We start from the raw sequence: 19,508 nt of genomic DNA on the forward strand, positions 1-19,508 counted from the left end.
ACATATATTGCATACAAAAGGAGGAGTATGATATGCGTCATCCAAATTTTCAATATGTACAATACAGTCATCGACTCCCTGTATACGCTGGTAAGACCTTTCGCTATGATTATGATGATGGCAATGTATTTATCATTCATTTCTTTGACGCTACTCATCGGCATGATGAAGGGATTGCTGGACCGCATAAAGGATTCAATGGCTACTATACATTCAACTACGTGGAGATAGCTCCTTGCGTATATTTTATGTATTGGTTAGAAGAAGTCTACACGGTCAGCCAAGTTGCTGATTTTAATAGAATGCTGGTTTATACCCATTATACCTACGATGCACAGGGTGTTCGAAAAAGTCTGTTCCATTCCGGTACCATAACTGAACTAGACAGCTTCACCTCATAATCGGTGATAGATAACAAGACGAAAGACCGGAATTGCTCCCGGTCTTTTGTCGTTCGATACGCTATTGTTTGGCCTTCAGCCACGCATTAAAAATCTTTGCTTCCTCTACTGCCCGTTGATCTGACAATACATCACCAGGTTTGTTGCCTTCTCCGATCATATAGCCCGCAAATGGCATTCCGACAAAAGAAAAAACATACTGAAACTGCTGAATCAATGGCAGTCCCTTCAATCTGGGCTGGTCTCCACCAGTCGTAATGACATACGCCTGCTTTTGCCCGAGAGATTCTTTGAAGGAATAACGCTTGTCACGCAAGCTCTGCGACCAGCGATCTACATAATTTTTCATGTGCCCCGACATACCGTACCAATAGATCGGCGTAGAGAAAATCAGAAAATCATGGGCGAGCACCGCTTCCGTCACTTCATCGTAATCATCCGCGACTGCATCGAAGCCTCCCTCGTCATGCCTTTGGTCGTGAATCGGGCGAATGTTTTTCTCCCGCAGACGGATACTGGTGTGCGGTACGCCTTCCAACGCTAGATTTGTCAATTGCTCCGTATTCCCTGCGTCTCTTGAGCTTCCATGCAATACGAGAATGTTCATGTGCTCACCCATCCTTACTCCTATTGTCACTCCTCTTTATTGTAGTGAGAAAATCTGAGTTACTCAAACCTTAAACAACAAACGTCCCTTATTTACGCTTCTTCATTGACGATCACTTTTTCCCCACAGCACGGCAATCAGCAAAAAGACAAAGGAAACAGGACGTTCGATAAAGATCATGGGATCACCGTTGGAAATAGTCAGCGCCCCCATCAGGACCGCCGTGGTGCCTGTTCCCAGTATTCCCAACGTCAGAAGGGGAATCAAGCATACATCAAAAAAAGGCTGCCTTACCAGTAGAAAAGTCTACGGATAAGACAGCCAGTTCGTGTTTTAATTTACGGAAACCCCACTGGAATGCTCCGTCTGCTTTTTTTGCAAGCGCAACGCAAAAAGGAAAGCGATGAGTAACAATCCAGCAGATACATAATAAACAGCCCGGACACCCTGCCATTCAGCAATAGCTCCCATCACCAGGGCAGAAGCGCCAAAAACGAGTAAATCAATCGTCCCCTTTGCTGACATGACATAGGGCAGTGCTGATTCTTCCGTCTCTTGCTGCAAAAGTGTCTGCTTGCTTACATGCACCATTTCCAAAAACGGGCCAAGCGCAAAGGAAAACAACAGTGCTACCAGCGCGTTCGTACTGCTGCCAAAACAAAAGGTAAAGAATCCGACGCCAATCGTACCGCAAATAATCCAGCGAAATAAATGGCGACGCATCCGCTCCGCATACATCAATAGCAGCGTCCCACCTGCAATAGCTCCAAGCATGTAACCGGCATTGATGTAGCCCCACCATTCTTCTCCTTGTCCAAGCACATTGAGGACAAATGGCAGCATAATCGCAGCGATCCACACACCCCCGGACAAGCCGATCACGACATCTATCGCGACCAGCAGTCGCAGTACAGGTACATCGCGAATGGTTTTCCATCCAGTGAGCCAGTTTGTTGTCTCCCTAGCTGCCTGTTCTTCACGCAGCTTTTCGCTTGCCGGTGCAATGCCTGTCATCGCGATCGTTGCCACAACATAGGCACCAACCGTTCCCCACAAAACATTACCCGCTCCCAACCAAGAAACGAGGAATCCCCCTGCGGCCCAACCGGCAAAATGAACGGTTTGATCCGAGGTGGCAAGCAAACCATTCGCTCGCATGAGGTCTTCTCGTCCGACCAACTGCGGCACCATGGCATTGCGCGCAGGGTTTGCCCAGCCATCCATAAAGGCGATCGTTGACCCCAATCCGAATAATAGCCAGATCCACTCTCCCTGCTCTCCTACACCGCTGCTGACAGCTAATGAGGCTGCAGCCAAAAGTATCGTCTTCAAGCCTTGCGACAGCACGAGCATTCCTGTCAACGACAATCGCTGAAACACCAACGGAGCCAACAAGCTGCTCACAGACTGCGAAGCCACGATGACAACCGGTATAAACGCCGTGTACATGACAGAGCCAGTTGCAGCGTAGATGATCGAAATAAACGCAACAATATAAAATACATCCCCAAGGTTGGCCAATGTCTGACCCGCCCAGAGGCAAATAAAGCGTCGATGCCACATGAAACACACCCTCCTGTCGGTTCAGGACCAGCCTATACGTCCTGATGGAATATGAAGTTATTCACACCGACTCGCCATCACAATGGAGGTGCACCTCTTTTCGCGAAAATTACCTTTTATTCTATTCCAGAATCAGAATGCTGTACAGATTTGTTTCGGAAAAAGCTGTAGTACACCCAGCCTGCGTTAATAAACAAGAAAGCACTCGTCATGTAAAAGACTCCGCTAATACTCACATAGCCTGCCAAAAAGCCACCAATCATTGGTCCAAGCATGCTGCCGATACTGACGAAGCTGTTGTTATAGCCGTAGACGCGACTGACCATATGTACAGGTGTTGCTCGTCTCAGCAAAGCATTGACGGATGGAAGCAATCCTCCCAACGATAATCCTAACAAAAACCGGAGCGCGACCAATTGCCATACCGTATGTACGAGACCTTGTGGAATGAAGATGATTGCGGCAGCCAAAAGCGAAAACAAGAGCACCTTTTGCGAACCAAACCGATCTCCTAAACGACCCAGCTGTGGGGAGGCAAAGACGTTTGCTACCCCCATGCATGCCTGGACAATACCAGCCCACAGTGCTACCTTTGCCCCTTCTGATCCAACTAATTGCGAAATGTAGATCGGCAACACAGGGATAATGCTAAACAACGCAAACTGGATCATTACGGTTACAAAAAAGAGCGCCGGGAGTTCTTTGGAAGAAAAGATCATCTGAAAATCTTCCCGCAGACTCGACCGTTCCTTTTTTTCAGGTGGAACAAAATTCTCTTTCACCATAAACGTAATGACCAAGGTCGCCAGTAATAATACGCAACCGGTAATCACAAAAATCATCCGAAAGCCGATCTTCTCCGCGAGAACGCCGCCAAATAGCGGTCCCATAATGGTTCCGGCCGTAATAAAAGACTGAAGCAACCCCGTTGCCCAGCCAATTCGTTCTTTTGGTACAGAGGATGCTACTAGTGCGGTACTTGCAGGGATGATTCCCCCTACGAGTCCATTGAGCAGACGAAGGATCAAAAGCTGCCACAGACTTCCCGCAAAACCGGTCAGTGCCATCGTAATAGACATGAAAAATCCCGAGCGCAAAATCATGATCTTGCGCCCGTGCTTATCGGCCAAATTGCCCCAAATAGGCGAGACGAGGCCCGCCGTCAAAAAGTTAGCTCCAAAAATAATCCCCGCCCAAGCCGTGACTTGATGAGGGTCTTCAATTCCGAAATCCTGCTGAATGAAAAGCGGTAAAAAAGGCATGATCATGCTCATCGCCACCATGACGAAAAACAACGATCCGCAGAGTACATATAAATTACGGCGCCATATCTCCATCGGATCTCCTCCAATCCCATCTGCTTATCCCAGTTGCGGGTCGGATGCACTTCCTAAATCTTGCACACTCCACAGGCCATAGTATACGCCCTTTCTCTCCAGCAATTGCTCATGCGTGCCTTCCTCAACGATTTGTCCCTCTTTCATGACAATGATTTTGTCCGCATGGGTAATCGTCGAAAGTCGATGGGCCACGATGAGTGTAGTTCTTCCTTTTGCCAATCTGGACAAAGACTCCTGAATCGTGTGCTCTGATTCCAAGTCGAGTGCAGACGTCGCCTCATCCAGAATCAGAATACCCGGGTCACGCAGGAAAACACGTGCAATCGCGATTCGCTGCTTTTGCCCGCCAGAGAGCTTTACGCCGCGCTCTCCCAGCTCCGTATGGTAGCCATTCGGTAATTCGCTAATAAAGTCATGGGCATTTGCCGCCTTCGCAGCTTCTTGCACAGCACTGTCATCTGCATCAGGATTGCCCATTAAAATATTCACTTTTGCTGATTCACTAAACAAAATATTATCTTGCTGCACCATCCCGATATGGTGACGCAAATTTTGCTGCTTCACATCGCGGATATCGATGCCATCAATCGTAATTTTCCCTTCTGTCACGTCCCAAAAACGCGGCAGTAAGCTAATCAACGAAGATTTTCCGCCGCCTGACATCCCGACAATCGCAACTGTTTCACCAGAAGAGATGTTCAGATTCACATTGTTCAAGACAAGAGGGCCTTCCTCCCGATAGCGGAAGGACACGTTCTCAAAGCGAATTTCGCCGCGAATGCGTTTGGTTGCAGGGTCTACAGGCAACTCCCCTGCGTTTGGCTTGTCGACGATATCGTACGATTCATCGATAAACTCGAACATACGGTCCATCGAGGCAATTGCCTGTGTCAATACCGTACTGGAATTGACCAAGCGTCGTAGCGGCGTGTACAAGCGATCCAAATAAACATAAAACGCAACCAAAGTCCCTACGCTCATGCTCCCGCCAATAACTTGATAGCCAGCATAAGCAATGACCAGGAGCGGTGCGATATCCGTCACCGTATTAATTACAGCAAAAGTTCGCGCATTCCAGCGTGTTTGCGCCAGTGCCTTATCCAAAAACTGATTGTTTTCCTTTGCGAATTCCTTGCTTTCCTGCTGCTCCAAGGCAAAGCTGCGGATGAGCGCCATCCCATTGACGCGTTCATACAAATATCCTTGCAAACGCGCCAGTGCCGCAGAACGATCCTTGGTTAATTGACGCAAGCGCTTGTAGAAAAATTTGACGGAAATACTGTACAAAGGGAAAACGACAATCGCCACAAGTGTCAGTTCCACATCCATGTAGAGCATGATCGCCAGTGTCAGGATGATCGTAATCAGGTCCAACCAGAGATTCATCAATCCCGTTTCCACGAAGCTTTTGGTTGATTCCACGTCGTTAATGACGCGAGAGATGACCTCACCCGTTTTTGTATTGTTGTAGTAGCGCATCGACAGTCGTTGTAAATGAGAAAACAATTGATTGCGGATGTCAAACAAGATACGACTAGATACCCACTGTGCATAGTATTGCCGGATGTACTCAACAGGGGCGCGAACGACGGTAAATAACAAAAAGGCCCCGAGCATCAGCCAAAATAACTGCTTCAGCTTTTCCTCTTGAGGAAGCGGACTTGGCAGCAGGTCATCAATGACGTATTTGATCAGAAGCGGCAGAGCAAGTGGGATCGCAAACTTTATAATACCAATGAATATAGTGCCCAATATTTGTTTCCAATAGGGCAGGACATAAGCCAAATAGCGGCGTATGCTCAACCATCATACCTCCTTTGCAAACAAGGAAATCCCTCCCCCGGTCATTCGGGAAAGGGATTATTCCTCATCATCTCGCACTAAAAGATAACGCTCGTACCAACGTTGGACGAATCCGTTTTGAAAAGGGCCACGTCGTGCGCTTACCCAATCCAGCACCTCTCGCAATGCTGTCTGCACTCTTTCCACAACAAATGGAGGATAGTTCATCTGTTTGCTATGCAAAAGAAACTCCTCTTCGTCGAGAATCGAGTACGTCATATCAGGAAACACTTTTACGTCGAGATCATAGTCTATGTAGCTTAGCAATTGTCCCTTCATGCTGAAGGGCGAACCAATGTTGCAATAATAATAAATACCGTCATCACGAATCATGGCAATGGTATTGAACCACTGGCCTCTACCAAATGTACAAATGGCCGGTTCACGCGTACGCCATTCCCGCCCGTCTGCTTCTGTCACCTTGACCCGATCATTTCCCCCAATCACCACCGCATCACTGGTATGAATCAACGTAGATTTGTCCCATATGCGGTGCAACGAATGGTCATGTTTATAACTTTCTATGCGGATATTGGAGCCCGGAGTTGGTGACATGACTCTCCCCTTTCTTCTCTTCTCTATTTGAATGGGGACAAGCCTCCTTTAAGAAGAGAGCTTTTTGGAAAGTGTAACATATTTTTGTACTTCATAGCCAAGTGAAAGGTAAAACGGAAGGACTTCCGGATTTGATTGATTGACCATGATCAAGACGTTATTGACACCTCGTTGCTTGAAACGCTTTTCAATTGCTTCAACGAGTTCGCGACCAATACCTGAGCCTTGCATCTCTGGAAGTACAGCCAATCGGTAGAAATAGGCACGTGCTCCGTCGATCGTGCCAACCACGACCCCTACAACTCTGCCTTCAATTTCTGCAACCATTACCAGATCGCTGTCCCAAGCCAAATGCTGGGCCAAATCGTTCAATGACTCTTTGTCCGATTGGTCCAACCCCGTCTCCTGCCAAATACGTGTGATAGCCGAATAGTCACCGAGTCGAAACGGACGAATCAGCATGTGTTGCCTCCTTCGTAACCTTCTTCCTCTATTGTACAACACATGGACAACTTTGTCTTGTGTCGCAACACCACAAAGTCTCCAACTCCATACTCCATCTGCCATAAATAATTATGTCAAAAGAGAAATACCGCCGTCTACAATCAATGTTTGTCCGCGAACCATCCACGCTTTGTCAGAGAGCAAGAATATCACCGCATTAGCCAAATCTTCCGGCTCCACAATGCGTCCTGCTGGCGTACGCTCTGCTGAGCTGCCGAGCAATTCTTCACGATTCGGGAAATGCTTGAGTGCATCCGTATCCACCGCTCCGCCAGAAACAGCGTTTACTACAATATTATGCGGTGCGAGCTCGACTGCCAAATAACGAGTAATCGCTTCTACAGCTGCCTTCGATACGCCAACCGCTGTATAGTTGTCGAGAACTCGAATGGACCCAAGGCTGGACAAGCTCACGATTTTTCCGCCGTTGCCGCCCTTGATCATTAGTTTTGCCGCTTCTTGTGCACAGAACAACAGCGCCTTGCTGTTAATTTCCATGGTCCAGTCCCAATGGCTCTCTTCCAGCTCCATCAGTGGACGTAGTACACCCGATGCCGCATTGTTCACAAATACATCCAAGCGACCGAATTCCTGGTCAATTTCTGCGAACAACTCTTTGATTTTTGCTACATCCCCTACATTGGCTTTGATCAGATGGACACGAGCGCCCTTTGCTTCCAGCTCTGCTGCCGCTTCTCTTGCTGCAGTGCGGTTACGCAAATAGTTCAGCACCAGGTCATAGCCCTGTTCCGCCAATTGAAGCGCAATCGCTTTTCCGATTCCTCGCGTACCGCCAGTAACCAGTGCTACTTTTTTCGTTGTATTCATAAAAAAGATTACCTCCCAACCTGACCAACTATTAATAGCAGGTACTAATAAGTAAAAATCACTTATTCATTATACAACTCCACCTGCGCTTTTTCTACCTACGGAAAAAATCCCGGCATGACTTGATCCTCTCGACTATAGCCATACTAAGCTCGCAGTATCAGGCAAACCACTACCACATAAGGAGGAATGGCAGGGTGTACATAGGTCGGGAATTGTCCGAATTAACCATGGTACCACTGGCTGATTGGGAAATGAATGAGCTGCTTTATTACCATCACAGTTTTTCACAATTAGCAGCTTACCTCAGTGCAGAAGGAGCCTCTCTTCACGTCAAAGTCATCCATGAGCTTGAATCCCGTGGGCCAGCGAATGGAGATAGCGGGGGATGGGATCATTCCTCGTCACCTATTTACGATTAAGTAAAAAACCCGGCTGCTCGTGTATGTAAACACGGCGCCGGGCTTACTTTTAGATACGGAACTTGCCGATCTGGATTTGCAATTCCTCCGCGAGGTGTTCGAGAGAAACGGCTGAGGAAGCGATTTCTTCCATAGAGGCTAGCTGCTCCTGGGCAGCTGCGGATACACTTTGTGTTCCATCAGACGCTTGCAGTGTCACTTCGGAAATATGACCAATGATCTCAACCACTTGCTGTGCCCTTGTAGAGAAATCACGCGTCGCTTCCGATACCTGACCGATTTTCTCTGCCACTTCATTGACGGCTGATTGAATTTGTTCGAAGGACTGGCCGGCTTCGTTCACTTTTTCAATACCTTCTGTTACTTCACGCTTGCTCTGATCCATCACAATCACGGCATGGTTTGTCTCCGCTTGGATCGCGGTGATCAGCTGACTAATTTGTTGTGCCGAGCTTGCGGATTGCTCGGCCAGCTTGCGTACCTCATCAGCCACCACAGCAAAGCCTCGTCCATACTCCCCTGCTCGAGCCGCTTCAATTGCCGCATTTAGTGCGAGCAGGTTGGTTTGATTTGCGATGGCAGTGATCACATCCACGATGTTTCCGATTTCTTGGGAACGCGTCCCCAGATTATCCACGACTTTTGCCAGACCGTGAATCGATTCGCTGGATGCATTCATTTGCAGCACTGCCGATTGAATGGCTTTGTTTCCGGTCACTGCCAAGTCCGACGATTCCTGGGCTGCGGTGAATACATTTTGTGTATGCTCTACGATCTGACCGATTCTTGCCGACATTTGTTCGACTGCTGCGTTACCCTCCTGCGTATGGGAGACTTGCTGCTCGGTTCCCTCCGCCATTTCTTGCATGGTCTCGGCGATCTGTTCTGTCGCTTTGCTTGTCTGATCCGCACTTGCAGCGAGTTGCTCTGCCGAAGAAGCCAGCTGCTGAACAGAATCATTCACAGAATGGAGCAAGGAACGAAGAGATTCCGCCATATGATTGAAGGCTTTGCCCAACGTCCCCAACTCATCGTCACTTCGTATATCTACTTGCTGTGTCACATCGCCTTGGCTCATTTTTTCCGCTGCTTCTGTTAACATGCGCAAAGGACGGATTAAGGAGCGCAAAATCAAGTAAATGACTCCGCCAGCTACCACCAGCGCAGCTATTATAATCACGAGCATGGTGTAAAAAATCGGATTTGCTGCTTCTGCTGCTTCACTGTCATACATCACGCCTATAAGCTTCCAACCCGTATTTTCATTCGTAGTAAACACGGCTTGGACGGGCTTTCCTTCGTGCTGAAATTGTAAACGACCTGACTCTTCTGCATATACTGTATCCGTCCAAGACTCTGCAACCTCAACGCCAGACTCCCCATTTGGATTGACCAGCATTTTTCGGTTTTTATCCAAAATCGCCATATATCCTTGGGTACCGATTTTCGCTTGCTTGACCGTCGCGTCCAGCGCTGTCAGTTGAATATCAATTCCCAGAACTCCGGATTTATCTGGCAAGGACATCGCCACTCCCAACACGACTTTTCCGGTTATCGCATCAATGTATGGGTCCACAATGACGCTCTTTCCTGGTTGCTTCATGGCGGCTATGTACCAATCCCTCTTTCTTGGGTCGAATCCGTCGGGAAGCTTGGAATCAGTCGCAGTCAACATGCCACCATTCTCATCCCCGATATAAGCTTCACTTACTTCTGGGTTCATCGCGAGAAAACGCTGCAATTGCTTTTTCGTTTCCATTTTGGTCTCTTCTAAGATGTCATGGCGTACAATATCAGAAGCAATCCATTCCACATTCCTTGATTGCTCCAGCAGTGTGTGATTCAAAAGCTCATCTATCAACCGAACGTTTTCAGAGGCAGTCGTAAGCAATTCATCTGACAACTCTGCCTTGGCACTCTGATAAGAGAGCAACCCCAGCAAAAGCATGGGGATCACTAATATTGTGGAAAATGTAGCGATTAGCTTAGATTTTACAGTAAGTCTGGGTGTTTTCATTCGCTAGCATCACCTTTCTGCGTGTCCTGATTGTCCTATATTGATACCCGCTATATGCCTAATGGTAAACCTTCATTTGCCCACTAAACTGCACATTCGTTTATTATTTATTATTTTTTATTATATTCAGAATATACTTTCTTCTAGAAATAGGTAAAAAATCGCTTTACAACAAGAAAAAAATGCCATATTCTAAGAGTACGTTCCACACACTACTACTACGGAAAGAAAGGAGGCAGCACCATGATGATGATAGCAATGAACCTAAATCTAGCTCTTATTGATCGTCTTGTGGTTGTTCCAACTGAATATAGCAGCGCCTCCTGGGTCGACGAATTCCAGTAGTATTCGTACTATTCAACATTTCCATTTCGTCTATTACCGACCACAGGCGTTGTTGCTTGTGGTCTTTCTATGCCCTTCAAAACGGCATGTCCGTTTGTTGATGCCAGAAGACCGCAGGCTTTCGCCCGTGGTCTTTTTCTTTCTCATCAATTAATATTTTCCACCTTGAAAGGGGGTGATTGGTAATGGTACTGAACTTTTTGCTTTTCACAGTCAAGATTGAACGCAATAAGGAACAAGCGGAGACACTTTTCGCAGAATCTGCTCGCTGTCGCTATCTCGAAGAACGCGCCGAAGAACATGCTTTTGAAGCTGCACAATTTGTGAGCCGCATTTAATGGACGAAACACGATTACTTGACTACAGGAGGGATTTTGTTATGAAAAACAAACAACGGCGTCAGATGATGAGGTTTACAGGAGTCAAAGCGATAGATGGTAGCTGACTGCACCAAACTAACGGGATGGGAGGGATACACTCATGTACATTCCAATGATTTTCTTCACAATCATTATCGAGAAACGGAAATTGACACCGAAGCAAATTGAAGCAAAATACATGCAACAGCAAGCGCTGAAACGCATCGAAGAACAAAAGCATCAGATCGTGACACAATTTCCAGAGTTTTTGATTCGATAAAAAGAAACGTTTTTACAAAGATCATGTCTGCGGGGGCATGATCTTTTTATTTTCCACTGCTCTTTCCCTCTCTCGAAGCTTTATAATGGATTCAAACAGAGAAGCGTGGGGAGTGAAATCATGGAGTATCAAATCGTCTTTTTAGACATTGATGGAACACTCGTCAATGAAGAGAAAATCATACCACCGGATACACTCGAAGCCATTCAAGAGCTGCAAAGAAACAAGATCGAGGTTGTCTTAGCAACAGGCAGAGCTCATTATTATTTTGACGAGCTTGCCCAGCAGTGCGGCATCGACTCGTATGTCAGTTGCAATGGCGCATATGTCGTCTATCAAGGAAAAACCATTTATGATCGCCCCATCCCGCCCCAAACACTCGAACAGTTGCAGCAGATCGCGACCCAGCACGACCATCCCATCGTGTTTCAAGGCAGGACGGCGGGCTTTTCTACCCATAAGCAGCATCCTTATTTGGATTGGACCTTTCAGCAATTGAAGCTTGATTCCCCCGATCACAATGCAGACTTCGCCCATTCTGAAAATATTTATCAAGCGCTGTTGTTTACGCCAGATGCACACGAACAACAATACAGAGAAGAGATTCCCGCTCTCTCGTTTATACGCTGGCATGAGTATTGTATGGATGTATTTGCGAAAGGCGGTTCCAAAGCGCTTGGTATTGAAGCGCTCCTCTCGCATATCGGGCTTGCGCCAAGCAAGGCAGTTGCTTTTGGAGACGGTCTGAATGACAAAGAAATGCTCTCTTATGTTGGGATGGGAATCGCGATGGGCAATGCACATGAAGCTTTGTTGCCGCATGCCAATTATGTAACGCGCCACGTCGATGATGGCGGGATATCTCACGGCTTGCGTCACATCGGTCTGATGAAATAAATAAAAGCTGCCGAGAAATACTCGACAGCTTTGCCTACTTGTTATTTTTGTCCCAACAGCTCTCGAATTTTTTGATGCGCCATCGGAATGGTGTAAGCATCTAATTCCTCCCAAGCTGCGTATCTTGCTTGAGCGGGGAGCTCTTCCCCTTCGATCCAGTCACAGGACCATACTTGCATGTTCCACTGCAAATGGGAGAAGACGTGCTGAACCGTACCTATCGGCTGCATGACTTCTACATCGATTCCGAATCGTTCACGCAAACCAACTGCAAGTGCCTCCTGCTTGGCAGCATCACTTTCCTGTTCGGTTTCAACTGTAGGGAATTCCCACATGCCGGCGAGAAGCCCTTGATCGGGACGCTTGTTCATCAATACTTTGCCGTCGCGAATAATAATGCCTACTTGCAGATCAACAGGACGTGGAGGTTTGGTCTTGCCTTTGACCGGCAGCTCTTCTGCCACTCCCTCCTGACGCGCCATACAGTAGTCAAATACTGGACAGGTCAAGCATTGCGGAGTGCGCGGTACACAGACCATCGCTCCCAGCTCCATTAAAGCCTGATTGAAATCTCCTGCTCTCCCCACCGGAATGACCTGGCGTACGAGATGCTCGATTTTGATTCTTGTGGCAGGCTTGGCAATGTCGTCGGTTAAATACAGCAGGCGTGAAAAGACACGCATAACATTTCCATCCACAGCCGGCTCCGCCTTTTCATAGGCAATGCTAAGAATGGCACCTGCTGTATAGGGCCCAACACCTTTTAGTGTAGCGATTTCTTCTGATGTATCCGGCACAACTCCTCCATAGCGAACCGTTACCTCGCGGGCTGCGGCTTGAAGATTGCGCGCGCGGGAATAATAACCGAGCCCTTCCCACGCTTTTAAGACATCATCCTCGGGCGCTTTCGCTAAATCACTCACCGTCGGAAATTTCTCCATGAAATTCGCATAATAAGGTTTAACGGTCTCTACGCGTGTTTGCTGAAGCATGATCTCCGATACCCAGATTCGATACGGGTCTTTATTGATCCGCCAAGGCAAATCCCGCTTTTGTGAGTCGTACCAGGCCAGCAAATCCTGGGCAAAGCCAAACACATGAAATTGTTCAGGAAGTGTATATTTCAAGCTTTCTTTTTTTCTTGCCATTTGCGTTTATTCTACTCCTTTTCATCCCAGTTCCGCGGGACGAAACGCCCACACATGCAGTTTCGCAGCTCCGCCGGAAATACAGTCGCAAAAGTTTTGATCTGCTAATCGGTTTGCCTTGATTTCTTCGTATACGTGAACAGTCTCGACCTCAAACGTTTCGACAAAAAGACCGGGCTGATCCAAGCCCTCCATTGAGCGATACTGACGTGCCCCCATCGCTTTCATTCGCTCAGCCATCGAGGTGAGCAATCGCAGAGCGTGACTCCGTTTTTCAGTATCCAGCTTGTATTCAATGAAAACCGTTAACATGCGACATGTTCCTCCTTTAACGATTCAACGCTTTCATCATACCCTTCCCACCCGGTGCGAACAAGCACACAAATATTTTCAGAACGGGCGGGAATTAACCTTAGGCAAACGCTATAATAAACAATAAAAGTGGAAGGAAGGGAGGAAGACAACGATTCCATGGATACAGCCACACATTTTGCCATGGGCTTTGGATTGGCCGGGCTCGCCTATCTTGATCCTGTCGTAGCTTCTACTCCGTCACTTGCAGTGGCCGTCATGATTGGTACGGTCATTGGCTCGCAGGCACCTGATTTGGATGGCTTAGTCCGTCTTCGTGGTACCGCTGCCTACATTCGCAACCACCGAGGTGTTTCTCACTCGGTTCCCGCTTTGTTTCTCTGGACTGGTGCCATTTTCGTTCTCATCCAGGCCATGATGCCACAGCCCCATTGGCTGCATTTGCTCGGCTGGATATTCCTGGCCGTCTGTTTACACGTATTCGTTGACTTGTTCAATTCCTATGGCACAAAGGGCCTGTACCCGTTTCGCGACAAATGGGTGGCGCTCAACGCCATTTTCATTTTCGATCCGTTCATTTTCGCTGCTCATCTCGTCGGCTTTATGCTGTGGGCGGCAGGCGCGCATCCTGGACACGTCTTTTTATGGATATACGTGATCATTGCCGGGTACTACTACTGGCGTTGTCAGGCGCAAAGACGAACGACCGAGCTGGTTCGTCAGCGAATCGGCAAAGCTGGTACCTTCACCATCATCCCTACTCTTTCCTGGACATATTGGACCTTCGTTGCCAAGACAGAGCAGCATTGGTATGTAGGTGAAGTCATTTCGGGGGATGTCGTCATCTTGGACACCTTCTCCATCAAACCGGAAAATGAGCGGATTGCGGCAGCCAAGAAAAGTTACAAAGTCCAGTCCTTCCTCGCCTTTACCCATCATGTACATGTAGAAACAAAGGAGCGCTCCTTTGGCTATGAGGTCAAATGGATTGATCTGCGCTACCGCTCCCGTTTTCAAGGGAAAAGTCACTACATGTTCGTCGCCGTGGTTTACCTCAATTTTGATCTGACCATCCGCGATTCCTTCGTTGGCTGGATCCACCACGGAGAAGAACAGCTCACCAAAAAATTGGATTCCAAACGCTCGTAATCGACGAGACTACCGCCCCCTGCCAGTAGAGGGCGGTTATTTTTTGTCATCTGACCTGTTCATTTTTACCAAAATTGCACCTGTTCTCCTAGTCAAATACCCATTACGATCAAAATAACAACGACAGACTGGGGGACTCGACATGATACCAATTCGTTATTCCAAGCGTACCATTACTGATCAGGAGCAAATTGACCAGTTCTTGCAAGTGGCAAAAGTCGGCCATCTCGGCTTGTCCAATGAAATCGAGCCGTACATCCTTCCTTTAAATTTTGCTTGGTGGAATGGCTGTATTTATTTTCACGGCGCGGATTCTGGCAGAAAAATCGAGATGATTAATGGCAACAACCGTGTATGCTTCAGTGTCTGCGAGGAGTACGGCACAATCGCCTCACCTGTGCCTGCCCATATCGATACGGCTTATATGAGTGTGTTTATCGCTGGGACCATTGAGCGTGTTTCTGAACCTGAGGAGATGCGCGATGCGATGCAATCCATGATCGACAAGTACGTCCCCGGCTACTATTCAGAACCGTTGCCTTTGCAGCATGTCATCAAGTATCGTTCCTCGATGGGCAGTACAACCGCCATCTTCCGGATTACGCCTACGGTGCTGACCGCCAAAGGTAATCCACTTTCCGAAGAGGAGCAGTTCTATCCAGGCAGAAAAGTCGAGATGGATGTATAGCAACGAAAAAAGACACGCTCCTTTTCCTAAGAGGCGTGTCTTTTGCTTGACTGATCTTTACTTATTATACGGAGCACTCATTCCTGTCGAAATCGCGATTCGGTTCCAGCTGTTGATTGTATTGATCGCCATAATCAGGGCAACGTACTGGTTCTCGTCAAAATGCTCGCGTACCTGCTGGTAGAGCTCTTCCGAAACACCGTTAGCCGTGATGACAGTGACCGCTTCTGTCAAAGCAAGAACGGCCCGCTCTGCCTCTGTGTAAACCGCGGATTCTCTCCATAGGCTGAGTAAATAAATGCGTTGCTCAGTTTCACCGAGTTTGCGCGCATCTTGCGTATGCATATCCATGCAAAAAGCGCAGCCGTTGATTTGGGAAGCACGAATTTTGATCAGCTCAATCAGTTTTTTGTCCAAGCCGCTCTCATTCACGAAACTTTCCAGCTTGAGCATGGTTTGATACGCCTCAGGATTTGCTGCACGATGATTGAATCTAGCTTGCATCATTCATCTGTCCTCTCCACTCGAATTTGCTTTCAACCTCAAAGACGAGTGAAGCGTCCTTCTTGTGACGAATCATCTATTTTCTTTTTGTAAATGTGCAAGCTTATCTGGATTGACCATCATATACAAGCGTGCAATGCGGTCTTCCTCTTCATTCATCCTGATCTGGATGATCATTTTCAGCTGACCTTCGGAGTAGACGGCGATTCCATCTTGGCCATTGATCGAGCGAATCTGCATGGTAGCATGTGAAGCCCACCTCGGCCATACCCCCATCCAGAAGGCAGTAATCCGCTCATCTGAGAAGATGGGATGAATTGCCGCACGGACTTTCCCGCCACCATCGCTGACAAACACAGCATCTTTTGTCAAAAGTCCGATCAACGACTTCGCATCTGACTTGGAGATGGCCTGCATCAGCTGTTCTACCAAGCTCGAAGTCCGATTCGGCTGAGGGACGATCGCCTGGTATCCTGCTTCAGACAGCTTTTTTCTCGCAATGCTAAACTTCTTACGGCAATTTACTTCGGTCATTTCGAGCATCGCGGCAATTTCACTGTATTCGTAGTCGAGTGCCGTTCGGAGCACAAAAACGGCACGTAGCGTCGACGGTAGATTCTCCAAGAGAACAAGCAAGCCATACGAGACTGCTTCTTCGGCAATCACAGTTTGCAGGGGATCATTGGTTTCTGAAGCGTCCAGCATCGGCTCCGGCAACCATTCCCCTACATACTGCTCTCGCTTCCAACGGGCTGATTTTAATAAGTCCAGACAGCGATTGGTCACAGCTTTGCACAGATAGCTTTTTACATGGTGAATGTCTTGGATGTCGGTACCTGCCAATGCAAGAAAAGTATCCTGAACAATGTCCTCCGCTTCCGTTACCGAACCAGTCATCCGGTACGCAAGGGAAAACAGTAATGATTTATACTCCCGATAAACATCCTCCATGTTCACTGCCATTATTTCGTATCACCAAACTGCCAAAGGGTGTGACTGAGACTTCCATAGCGGATGCTCATATGCAGGCGCTTCGCTGTACGTTCATCGTCGGCAGCTCCCATGACGTACACAAGCGGAACAAAATGCTCAGTTCCATATGCGGGAACAGCTTTTTCGGCATGTGGAGCAAGCTCGCGGTAGTTGGCGAGGTCCTCGACATTCCAGTCAGTCAATGTTGTTTGCAGCCAGTCTTCGAATTGCTCAGCCCACTCAAAAGTATCACTATCGGACTCTCTCAGGTTCATATAGGAAAAATTATGGACGGTTCCGCCACTGCCGAGGATCAGAACGTCTTTTTCGCGGAGTGGACTGAGTGCCTTGCCGATCTGATATTGCTCTGTCACGGTCAGATTCGGATTAACCGATAAGGCAACAACGGGAATATCTGCATCCGGATAAATATGGCGCAAAACAACCCAGTGTCCATGATCCAAGCCTCTTGTCGTGTTCAAAGCGACAGGAATACCAGCTTCCTGAAGAAGTCGGATTGTCTCATCCGCTACTTCGCGCTCTCCTTTTGCCGGGTACTCGATTTCGTATAACGCTTGCGGGAAACCGCCAAAATCGTGAATAGTCGGGAAGGTGTCCATGGTTCCTACCATTTGATCATGTGCTTCCCAGTGAGCGGAAAATATGACGATAGCACGCGGCTTGCGCGGGAGCAGGCTAGGCAATTGGTTCAGTGCTTCTGTATAGGCATTGTTTTCTATGGCAAGTAACGGGGCACCATGTGCAATGAAAAAAGACGGCATCATTTTCGTACACTCTCCTCTATACTTTTTAAACTTAGTTACTTTTAGTAAGTATTATATCTCATAATCCTCACGGTTACAAGTGTATCCAGAATCGATGCCGTTTCTTTCCTCTAAACAAAAAAGGCTTGCCGCTCTTAAAGAACGACAAGCCTTTTGACAGGTAAAGTTACAATTACTTCGCTGCTGCGAAACGCTTGCTAACTTCATCCCAGTTTACAACGTTCCAGAACGCACCGATGTAGTCAGGGCGTTTGTTTTGGTAGTTCAGGTAGTAAGCATGCTCCCAAACGTCCAGACCAAGGATAGGTGTTTTACCTTCCATGATTGGGCTGTCTTGGTTAGGAGTAGAGCTGATTGCTACTTTTCCGCCTTCTGCAGTCAGCCAAGCCCATCCGGAACCGAAGCGAGTAGTAGCTGCTTTTGCGAATTCTGCTTTGAAGTTGTCAAGGCTTCCGAAAGCCGCGTTGATTGCGTCAGCCAGTTCACCAGTTGGTGCGCCGCCGCCATTCGGGCTCATGATTTCCCAGAACAGTGTGTGGTTCGCATGGCCTCCACCGTTGTTGCGAACAGCAGTGCGGATGGACTCAGGCAGAGCATCCAGATTGCTGATCAGCTCTTCAATGCTTTTACCTTGCAGGTCAGCGTGTGCTTCCAGAGCTGCATTCAGGTTGTTAACATAAGTAGCATGGTGGCGTCCGTGATGGATTTCCATGGTTTGCGCGTCGATATGTGGTTCCAAAGCGTTGTGTGCATAAGGCAATGCAGGAAGTTGATGTGCCATTGTAACATTCCTCCTCAGATTATGTAGGTCAAGCTTACGCCTTCATTATACTGTAAGCCAAACAGTTTTTCAACAAATCGGTATGCAAAGTATATTAATCTATTTATTATTTCAAAGATTTCTATCTTGAAAACAAAACCGAGCGTGCTAGACTTGGATTATTACAAACGAAGAGAATCAGGTGATATCTAGTGGAAATGGACTTATCAACGATCGTACTTCTCGCTGTCTTTGGATTCATTGCAGCATTCATCGACAGTACTGTTGGTGGAGGCGGACTCATCTCCCTCCCCGCCCTACTCGGTCTCGGAATGCCACCGTACCTTGCTCTTGGCACGAACAAATTGGCTGGCACAATTTCATCTGCCACCAGCTCCTACACCTTTATCAAGAATGGTAAATTTGACAAGAAGCTCATGCTGATCTTATTTCCCGTCTCCCTGATCGGCGCCTATTTCGGAGCGAAAACAGTTCTGTTCGTTCCCCAGGAGTTTTTGAAGATCCTTGTCGTTATCATGATGGCACTCATTTTTGTTTACACTCTTTTCAACAAACGTTTTGGTCAAGATTCCAACTACAAAGGGCTGACCAAATTTACGCTCGGCATCGGGATTCCTTTTACCTTTTTAATCGGATTTTACGATGGATTTTTCGGGCCCGGAACCGGTTCGTTCTTTGTTTTTCTGATGGTGCTTTTGTTTGGCTATGATTTTGTGATTGCAGCCGGCAATGGACGAATTTTGAATCTGGCCAGTAACATTTCTGCGCTGTTTGTCTTCACAATGGAGGGCAAGGTCGTTTTCATGACTGGTCTCATCATGGGGATCGCGATGCTGTTAGGTGCTAACCTTGGTGCCAAAATGGCCATCAAAACAGGAGTACGTTATGTCCGTCCGTTGTTCTTGGTCGTATCTATTACCTTGATTGTGAAGATGGTGTATGAGTTGATTTTTACAGCTTGATTAAATAGACCTTCTTGTAAGTTGCTGTAGTGCTGGGGAGGAAACAGGAGAAAACGCTCAGCTTCTAGGGCCACCCGCTGTGGGATTGACTGCCCGACTCCATGCAAAAAGCGAAACCGCGTCCAAAGTAGTCCATTCAGGAAGTTTTTCAGAGGTGGACGCTTAAGAGCGTGTTTCGCTTTTTGCATTCCGTCTCGGTCGGCGTCCCTAAGATCTTCGCTTATTTCTCCTGTTTCCTCTACGAGCT

At 47.6% G+C, this 19,508-nt stretch carries 22 protein-coding genes and 1 pseudogene; 8 read left to right on the plus strand and 15 right to left on the minus strand.

Annotated features, from left to right (window positions below; translation table 11 throughout):
• Positions 1 to 32 precede the first annotated feature (32 nt).
• Positions 33 to 401, plus strand: coding sequence for a MoaF-related domain-containing protein (locus HP399_RS25815; protein WP_173618022.1), 369 nt, complete (start codon positions 33 to 35; stop codon positions 399 to 401).
• Positions 402 to 462: 61 nt separating this feature from the next.
• Here the strand turns inward: HP399_RS25815 and HP399_RS25820 are convergent, their stop codons facing one another.
• The 8 genes and pseudogenes from HP399_RS25820 to fabL form a co-directional block, all read right to left on the minus strand.
• Positions 463 to 1,008 (minus strand): flavodoxin family protein, encoded by a 546-nt coding sequence (locus tag HP399_RS25820; RefSeq protein ID WP_173618023.1) that lies wholly within the window; start codon positions 1,006 to 1,008, stop codon positions 463 to 465.
• A gap of 102 nt (positions 1,009 to 1,110) precedes the next feature.
• Positions 1,111 to 1,275, minus strand: a pseudogene (locus tag HP399_RS31220) (tripartite tricarboxylate transporter permease); the annotation flags it as partial.
• Positions 1,276 to 1,341: 66 nt separating this feature from the next.
• Positions 1,342 to 2,571 carry an MFS transporter gene (locus tag HP399_RS25825; RefSeq protein ID WP_173618024.1) on the minus strand — a complete coding sequence of 410 codons (1,230 nt, stop codon included), beginning with the start codon at positions 2,569 to 2,571 and terminating at the stop codon, positions 1,342 to 1,344.
• Positions 2,572 to 2,687: 116 nt separating this feature from the next.
• On the minus strand, positions 2,688 to 3,908 hold the full coding sequence (locus tag HP399_RS25830; protein ID WP_173618025.1) for an MFS transporter: 1,221 nt from the start codon (positions 3,906 to 3,908) through the stop codon (positions 2,688 to 2,690).
• Between the two features lie 24 nt (positions 3,909 to 3,932).
• Entirely contained in the window at positions 3,933 to 5,714 is a 1,782-nt protein-coding gene (locus HP399_RS25835; RefSeq protein WP_173618026.1) for an ABC transporter ATP-binding protein, read from the minus strand.
• Positions 5,715 to 5,771: 57 nt separating this feature from the next.
• Positions 5,772 to 6,308, minus strand: a complete 537-nt coding sequence (locus tag HP399_RS25840) for a DUF402 domain-containing protein (RefSeq protein ID WP_007729805.1) — start codon at positions 6,306 to 6,308, stop codon at positions 5,772 to 5,774.
• A gap of 48 nt (positions 6,309 to 6,356) precedes the next feature.
• Positions 6,357 to 6,770 carry a GNAT family N-acetyltransferase gene (locus HP399_RS25845; RefSeq protein ID WP_016742780.1) on the minus strand — a complete coding sequence of 138 codons (414 nt, stop codon included), beginning with the start codon at positions 6,768 to 6,770 and terminating at the stop codon, positions 6,357 to 6,359.
• A 111-nt stretch (positions 6,771 to 6,881) separates the two neighbouring features.
• Positions 6,882 to 7,640: an enoyl-[acyl-carrier-protein] reductase FabL gene (gene fabL, locus HP399_RS25850; RefSeq protein WP_017250147.1), complete on the minus strand. Its 759-nt coding sequence runs from the start codon at positions 7,638 to 7,640 to the stop codon at positions 6,882 to 6,884.
• A 197-nt stretch (positions 7,641 to 7,837) separates the two neighbouring features.
• Between fabL and HP399_RS25855 the strand changes: the two genes are divergently transcribed.
• Positions 7,838 to 8,062, plus strand: a complete 225-nt coding sequence (locus tag HP399_RS25855; RefSeq protein ID WP_173618027.1) for a hypothetical protein — start codon at positions 7,838 to 7,840, stop codon at positions 8,060 to 8,062.
• A 49-nt stretch (positions 8,063 to 8,111) separates the two neighbouring features.
• Here the strand turns inward: HP399_RS25855 and HP399_RS25860 are convergent, their stop codons facing one another.
• Positions 8,112 to 10,079: a methyl-accepting chemotaxis protein gene (locus HP399_RS25860; RefSeq protein WP_173618028.1), complete on the minus strand. Its 1,968-nt coding sequence runs from the start codon at positions 10,077 to 10,079 to the stop codon at positions 8,112 to 8,114.
• 530 nt (positions 10,080 to 10,609) lie between these two features.
• On the opposite strand from HP399_RS25860, the gene HP399_RS25865 reads away from it, so the two are divergent.
• The 3 genes from HP399_RS25865 to HP399_RS25875 all read left to right on the plus strand — a co-directional run bounded on the left by HP399_RS25865 (position 10,610) and on the right by HP399_RS25875 (position 11,960).
• A complete protein-coding gene (locus tag HP399_RS25865) occupies positions 10,610 to 10,762 on the plus strand; it encodes a hypothetical protein (RefSeq protein ID WP_007729794.1) in 153 nt (50 codons plus the stop codon).
• A gap of 142 nt (positions 10,763 to 10,904) precedes the next feature.
• Entirely contained in the window at positions 10,905 to 11,063 is a 159-nt protein-coding gene (locus HP399_RS25870; protein WP_007729792.1) for a hypothetical protein, read from the plus strand.
• Positions 11,064 to 11,183: 120 nt separating this feature from the next.
• A complete protein-coding gene (locus HP399_RS25875) occupies positions 11,184 to 11,960 on the plus strand; it encodes a Cof-type HAD-IIB family hydrolase (protein WP_173618029.1) in 777 nt (258 codons plus the stop codon).
• A gap of 41 nt (positions 11,961 to 12,001) precedes the next feature.
• Here HP399_RS25875 and mutY read toward each other — a convergent pair whose 3' ends face one another.
• Both mutY and HP399_RS25885 read right to left on the minus strand, forming a co-directional pair.
• Positions 12,002 to 13,108, minus strand: coding sequence for an A/G-specific adenine glycosylase (mutY, locus tag HP399_RS25880; RefSeq protein WP_173618030.1), 1,107 nt, complete (start codon positions 13,106 to 13,108; stop codon positions 12,002 to 12,004).
• A gap of 21 nt (positions 13,109 to 13,129) precedes the next feature.
• Positions 13,130 to 13,420 carry an MFS transporter gene (locus HP399_RS25885; RefSeq protein WP_173618031.1) on the minus strand — a complete coding sequence of 97 codons (291 nt, stop codon included), beginning with the start codon at positions 13,418 to 13,420 and terminating at the stop codon, positions 13,130 to 13,132.
• Between the two features lie 159 nt (positions 13,421 to 13,579).
• Between HP399_RS25885 and HP399_RS25890 the strand changes: the two genes are divergently transcribed.
• On the plus strand, positions 13,580 to 14,569 hold the full coding sequence (locus HP399_RS25890) for a metal-dependent hydrolase (protein WP_173618032.1): 990 nt from the start codon (positions 13,580 to 13,582) through the stop codon (positions 14,567 to 14,569).
• A gap of 142 nt (positions 14,570 to 14,711) precedes the next feature.
• Positions 14,712 to 15,257, plus strand: a complete 546-nt coding sequence (locus HP399_RS25895) for a pyridoxamine 5'-phosphate oxidase family protein (protein ID WP_173618033.1) — start codon at positions 14,712 to 14,714, stop codon at positions 15,255 to 15,257.
• Positions 15,258 to 15,314: 57 nt separating this feature from the next.
• On the opposite strand, the gene HP399_RS25900 is transcribed toward HP399_RS25895, so the two are convergent.
• From HP399_RS25900 to HP399_RS25915, 4 genes are all read right to left on the minus strand, one after another.
• On the minus strand, positions 15,315 to 15,761 hold the full coding sequence (locus HP399_RS25900) for a carboxymuconolactone decarboxylase family protein (protein WP_173618427.1): 447 nt from the start codon (positions 15,759 to 15,761) through the stop codon (positions 15,315 to 15,317).
• 72 nt (positions 15,762 to 15,833) lie between these two features.
• On the minus strand, positions 15,834 to 16,724 hold the full coding sequence (gene sigJ, locus HP399_RS25905) for an RNA polymerase sigma factor SigJ (RefSeq protein ID WP_173618034.1): 891 nt from the start codon (positions 16,722 to 16,724) through the stop codon (positions 15,834 to 15,836).
• Complete coding sequence (locus HP399_RS25910; protein ID WP_173618035.1) at positions 16,724 to 17,518, minus strand: dioxygenase family protein; 795 nt, start codon at positions 17,516 to 17,518, stop codon at positions 16,724 to 16,726. The genes sigJ and HP399_RS25910 overlap by 1 nt, the downstream gene beginning before the upstream one ends.
• A 172-nt stretch (positions 17,519 to 17,690) precedes the next feature.
• Positions 17,691 to 18,299 (minus strand): superoxide dismutase, encoded by a 609-nt coding sequence (locus tag HP399_RS25915; RefSeq protein ID WP_173618036.1) that lies wholly within the window; start codon positions 18,297 to 18,299, stop codon positions 17,691 to 17,693.
• A gap of 191 nt (positions 18,300 to 18,490) precedes the next feature.
• Here HP399_RS25915 and HP399_RS25920 point away from each other — a divergent pair, with 191 nt between their 5' ends.
• On the plus strand, positions 18,491 to 19,261 hold the full coding sequence (locus tag HP399_RS25920; protein WP_173618037.1) for a sulfite exporter TauE/SafE family protein: 771 nt from the start codon (positions 18,491 to 18,493) through the stop codon (positions 19,259 to 19,261).
• Positions 19,262 to 19,508: the final 247 nt, after the last annotated feature.

The sequence above is a fragment of the Brevibacillus sp. DP1.3A genome, from assembly GCF_013284245.2.
Taxonomy (GTDB): Bacteria; Bacillota; Bacilli; order Brevibacillales; family Brevibacillaceae; genus Brevibacillus.

What these genes read in the sequence shown, in the direction of transcription:
- HP399_RS25815 (WP_173618022.1), top strand. Translation starts at nt 33, where the DNA reads ATGCGTCATCCAAATTTTCAATATGTACAATACAGTCATCGACTCCCT.
- HP399_RS25820 (WP_173618023.1), bottom strand. Translation starts at nt 1,008, where the DNA reads ATGAACATTCTCGTATTGCATGGAAGCTCAAGAGACGCAGGGAATACG.
- HP399_RS25825 (WP_173618024.1), bottom strand. Translation starts at nt 2,571, where the DNA reads ATGTGGCATCGACGCTTTATTTGCCTCTGGGCGGGTCAGACATTGGCC.
- HP399_RS25830 (WP_173618025.1), bottom strand. Translation starts at nt 3,908, where the DNA reads ATGGAGATATGGCGCCGTAATTTATATGTACTCTGCGGATCGTTGTTT.
- HP399_RS25840 (WP_007729805.1), bottom strand. Translation starts at nt 6,308, where the DNA reads ATGTCACCAACTCCGGGCTCCAATATCCGCATAGAAAGTTATAAACAT.
- HP399_RS25845 (WP_016742780.1), bottom strand. Translation starts at nt 6,770, where the DNA reads ATGCTGATTCGTCCGTTTCGACTCGGTGACTATTCGGCTATCACACGT.
- fabL (WP_017250147.1), bottom strand. Translation starts at nt 7,640, where the DNA reads ATGAATACAACGAAAAAAGTAGCACTGGTTACTGGCGGTACGCGAGGA.
- HP399_RS25860 (WP_173618028.1), bottom strand. Translation starts at nt 10,079, where the DNA reads ATGAAAACACCCAGACTTACTGTAAAATCTAAGCTAATCGCTACATTT.
- HP399_RS25865 (WP_007729794.1), top strand. Translation starts at nt 10,610, where the DNA reads ATGGTACTGAACTTTTTGCTTTTCACAGTCAAGATTGAACGCAATAAG.
- HP399_RS25870 (WP_007729792.1), top strand. Translation starts at nt 10,905, where the DNA reads ATGTACATTCCAATGATTTTCTTCACAATCATTATCGAGAAACGGAAA.
- HP399_RS25875 (WP_173618029.1), top strand. Translation starts at nt 11,184, where the DNA reads ATGGAGTATCAAATCGTCTTTTTAGACATTGATGGAACACTCGTCAAT.
- mutY (WP_173618030.1), bottom strand. Translation starts at nt 13,108, where the DNA reads ATGGCAAGAAAAAAAGAAAGCTTGAAATATACACTTCCTGAACAATTT.
- HP399_RS25885 (WP_173618031.1), bottom strand. Translation starts at nt 13,420, where the DNA reads ATGTTAACGGTTTTCATTGAATACAAGCTGGATACTGAAAAACGGAGT.
- HP399_RS25890 (WP_173618032.1), top strand. Translation starts at nt 13,580, where the DNA reads ATGGATACAGCCACACATTTTGCCATGGGCTTTGGATTGGCCGGGCTC.
- HP399_RS25895 (WP_173618033.1), top strand. Translation starts at nt 14,712, where the DNA reads ATGATACCAATTCGTTATTCCAAGCGTACCATTACTGATCAGGAGCAA.
- HP399_RS25900 (WP_173618427.1), bottom strand. Translation starts at nt 15,761, where the DNA reads ATGCAAGCTAGATTCAATCATCGTGCAGCAAATCCTGAGGCGTATCAA.
- sigJ (WP_173618034.1), bottom strand. Translation starts at nt 16,724, where the DNA reads ATGGCAGTGAACATGGAGGATGTTTATCGGGAGTATAAATCATTACTG.
- HP399_RS25910 (WP_173618035.1), bottom strand. Translation starts at nt 17,518, where the DNA reads ATGATGCCGTCTTTTTTCATTGCACATGGTGCCCCGTTACTTGCCATA.
- HP399_RS25915 (WP_173618036.1), bottom strand. Translation starts at nt 18,299, where the DNA reads ATGGCACATCAACTTCCTGCATTGCCTTATGCACACAACGCTTTGGAA.